This window comes from Staphylococcus sp. EG-SA-2, from assembly GCF_017152085.1.
Map to the genome: position 1 here is coordinate 1 of NZ_JACYHC010000524.1, position 3823 is coordinate 3823.

Below are 3823 nucleotides of genomic sequence, written 5' to 3' on the forward strand. Positions count from 1 at the left end.
GTTGCAGAAAATATCATAAGAGTTTATACAGTAATGACAATCATTTTATTCGTTGTTATTCATGCAATCATTTTAATGGGTATCGTTCAATATTACTTAAAACGTGGTCAAAAAATTACTAAAGATAAAGTAAAAACAGCTGACAAGGATAAAAAAGTTGTCACTGAACCAAAAAATACAAAAGTAGAAAATGGTAAAGTGACAACATCTGTTGAAACAAAAACAGAAAAAGCACAAGATTCATTAAATGATAATACAACAAAAACGATGACTTCAGATAAACCAGAAGACAATCAACCAAAATAAATTTTGGAGCCCCTTACAACTTTAGTTGTTAGGGGCTCTTATGCATGCGCTTAGCGCAGGCGCTCCTACTTTTCAACTTTAGTTGTTAGGGGCTTCTTTCTAAAATAACTAAGTGAATTATCTATATATGAAGAGGTCTCCAATACTTTTTATATAATTCGTGATTACATTCTATACTTTTAATTGTATTTTCTGCTGTATGGAAAGTTGGTTTTATTAATTCTGATTATGTTCAGAACTACAATTCATAAGAAAAATGTGTTAAAATATATTTGTAGTAAGTAGAAGCAAAAGATGAAAATCTTTAACTCTTGAAACACAAAAAGGGCAACACTCGGAAACATGTTACCCTAATGAGCCCGTTAAAAAGACGGTGACCTTATATTTTATTTAAAAATAGCCTTCAAAATGCCGGTCAAAGCGAATAGAAGGTTATTTTTTATGGTCTTGAGTACTAATCAATACTAAACCAATGATTGTTAATACAACCATCAGCATTTCAAAATCAGACATGCTAGTCCTTTCTAGGAGTAACAACTATAACCATAGGCATCACCCCTTTATTAAGAGATTAGCCACCATCTATCCAACTTGCTCAATAAATATTATAACATGCACACTTTTAAACAGTAATTCATAGTATAAGTTTTTTCATTTCTTAATCAACTCGATAAACAGTTGAGTGACATACCCTTGTCTAACTAGCTATTTCTTCCCCTGTTATCGTTTGTTCATCATATAAAAATTTAATTTCTCATTTTTTATTCTCTGATAAAGAAGAGCACCAACCTTTTCGGCTGATATGCTCCCTTCAAAATAGACATTGAAAAATGAAAACTTTGAAAGAGAAATCGTCAGTCTATTATTGATAAGTATTATCCTATCCTCGAAAAATTACTTTCAGACACTAGTGAACAAAAATTTTACTATAAGCGTATACTTTGGCAATATTCGAAGGAAAAACATGGATTAACCTGTGCATATTATACATTTAGAGCTTATATACTTAAACATGATGAATTTACTCCTTATATTATGAAATGTTATCAATAGATGTCGCCTAAAGATACAACAAGATTCGAGACAAAACCTGATCATCAAGCACAGTTTGACTGGAAAGAAAGCATTAACTTTAAAACGAAAGATAATCAAAGGATTCCACTATATATAGGTGTGCTACTACTTTATTATTCTCGTTTTATAATCATGCATAACAATGAGTAAATCAAGTGATGCCTTATTTAATTCATTAACACAATCGTTTGAGCTAATAGAAGGTGTATATAATGAACTTGTAACGGATAACTTGAAAATAGTCATGTATAAGCCAAGAAAAGAAAGTACAAGTGGTCGAATAAATCGTAGATTTAAATAATTCACTGATGGTTTTAAATTTCAAGTAAAACCTTGTATTTCCGGCCTCCCTAGAAAAAGATAAAGTTGAATCAATAACAAAAATATTAGATGAAATTAATGCTTACCAAGACGAATTGCATTTGGAAGAGATTCCTAAGTTTTTTTAATCTTAATGAACGATTTAACTACTAAGTTCATACTAGTACAGGTAAATTGCCTATTACTGCCTAAGAGAAAGAAAAAATTTTCTTACAACCACTACAGAATGTGAATGTAAAAAACTCATATAAAGTGAAACATATCTTACTTATGGAATGAAATGTTTGATTATCCCAAAATCACAAATGCGATTTTGGAGTTGTTAGGGGCTCTAACGCAAATACACCCCTACTTAAAATAACGGTAGTTGTTATAGTATACTTAAATGCATAAACCATATAAAAGGTGATGCTAATATGACATACGGTTCAATTGTAGCTATACTCTGTGCCCTATTTGTGATTTTCTTCATTCCATATATGGAGAAGAAAGACAAAAAGAAGAAGTAACACTAGTATCTGGATTACTAGCATACAAAGGAGCAGTAAGACATTTTCTAATAGAAAATAACTTTACTGCTCTTTGTACATTACTCATCAACTATTGTAAATTAAATAATAAATAACTACCTATTTTATTAATCAGCTAAAAAATGCTTTGCTAAATATTTTGCTGCGCCATCCTCTTCATTCGTGTATGCCGTTACATCTGAAGTTAATGCTTGGATTTCAGGGCGTGCATTTTTCATAGCAACTGTATAATGACCAAATTCAAACATTGCTCTATCATTGTCGCTATCTCCAATAACTAACGTTTCTTCTTGATGAATACCAAAATGTGCAATCATTTCTTTAATGCCTGTACCTTTATCAGTTTGATAAGCCATTGTTTCCGCATTAAATCTTGATGAATTTGAAACACTAATCTGTAGTTGCACATGATTTTGCTTTAATTCATCTCTAAATGCTGTTATTTTTTCTAAATTAGAACTGAATAGATAAATTTTTGAATATTCACCTTCAGGAAACTTAGTTACCCAATCTATCTTACCAGCAAGCGCATCTTGTCTTGAAGACCATTCACTATGACTTACGCCATTAATAGGATCTTGACTACGAATCATATCTCGCATCCATGTTTCATCTTCTTTTAAAGAAACTCTATTACCTTCAAAAGGAAATACCTCATAATAAATTTGTTGGCGCTTAGCTAAATTAGTAATTTGTTGCACTTGAGCCAATGATAAACCATGCTTGAAGATAATTTCTCCATCTACTTCTCCAATTGTTCCATTTGAACTAATGATGCCATTAACCGCAAAATCTTGAGGTACAAGTTGATGTATTTCAGAATGCGAACGTCCTGTTGCCAAAAATACTTTATATCCTTTCTCTCTCAATTGATTAATGACATCTTTCGTATACGTTGATGCTTGATTATTTTCATGTAAAATTGTTCCATCCATGTCCAAAAATATTGCTTTTACGTTATCCATATTGCCCTCCACTGTCCATTTTATCTTAATTAAATTTTGTCATTATTACTTATTATTTGCAAAATATTTACTCTAACATTGCCATAGAAAATCGATTATTCCATCTTTGAACTGCTACATTTTTCTGGAAAAATCGTGACATGTTTTCAGATGTCAAAATATCATCTATTAATCCTTGTTGTACACTTTCCCCATCTTTTAATAGCAAAATTTTAGTAAAGTTACTAGTAATTTCTTCAATAAAGTGCGTAACATAAATCATCGCAAGCATTGGATATGAATCTGACAATGAGTCAAGTATACTTAACAACGATTCTCGTGCAATAAAGTCTAAACCAGCTGCTGGCTCATCTAAAATTAAAACCTGGGGTTGCCCCATTAAAGCTCGCGCAATCATCACTCGTTGTTTTTCACCTGTAGATAAATAACCAATATATTGTTGCGCTTTAGCAGACATTCCAACTAATTTAAGTAATTGATGTGCTTCATTACGTACTTCTTCATCAATATCTTGATAAACACCAATTGATTTAAAAGCACCGCTTATCACCACATCGATTACTCTTTCACCCTCTTGAAACTTTTCCAGTAAACTATGAGATACAAAACCTATATGTTGTCGTACAG

At 31.4% G+C, this 3823-nt stretch carries 4 protein-coding genes and 2 pseudogenes; 2 read left to right on the top strand and 4 right to left on the bottom strand.

The window, feature by feature from the left end; all coding sequences use genetic code 11:
* Positions 1-306, top strand: a pseudogene (locus IDG60_RS08575) (transcriptional regulator); the annotation flags it as partial.
* Between the two features lie 432 nt (positions 307-738).
* Here the strand turns inward: IDG60_RS08575 and IDG60_RS08580 are convergent.
* On the bottom strand, positions 739-843 hold the full coding sequence (locus tag IDG60_RS08580; RefSeq protein ID WP_001802298.1) for a hypothetical protein: 105 nt from the start codon (positions 841-843) through the stop codon (positions 739-741).
* Positions 844-1003: 160 nt separating this feature from the next.
* Positions 1004-1102, bottom strand: a pseudogene (locus tag IDG60_RS24660) (recombinase family protein); the annotation flags it as partial.
* A 420-nt stretch (positions 1103-1522) separates the two neighbouring features.
* On the opposite strand from IDG60_RS24660, the gene IDG60_RS08585 reads away from it, so the two are divergent.
* Complete coding sequence (locus IDG60_RS08585; protein WP_001792784.1) at positions 1523-1681, top strand: hypothetical protein; 159 nt, start codon at positions 1523-1525, stop codon at positions 1679-1681.
* 657 nt (positions 1682-2338) lie between these two features.
* Here the strand turns inward: IDG60_RS08585 and IDG60_RS08590 are convergent.
* Together IDG60_RS08590 and IDG60_RS08595 are read right to left on the bottom strand one after the other, a co-directional pair.
* Positions 2339-3196: an HAD family hydrolase gene (locus tag IDG60_RS08590; protein WP_000370925.1), complete on the bottom strand. Its 858-nt coding sequence runs from the start codon at positions 3194-3196 to the stop codon at positions 2339-2341.
* A 67-nt stretch (positions 3197-3263) separates the two neighbouring features.
* A partial coding sequence (locus IDG60_RS08595; protein WP_206160620.1) for an ABC transporter ATP-binding protein occupies positions 3264-3823 on the bottom strand: 560 nt, incomplete at its 5' end.

Bases quoted from the DNA above. Each gene is read 5' to 3' on its own strand.
- IDG60_RS08585 (WP_001792784.1), top strand. From the start codon at position 1,523: ATGAGTAAATCAAGTGATGCCTTATTTAATTCATTAACACAATCGTTT.
- IDG60_RS08590 (WP_000370925.1), bottom strand. From the start codon at position 3,196: ATGGATAACGTAAAAGCAATATTTTTGGACATGGATGGAACAATTTTA.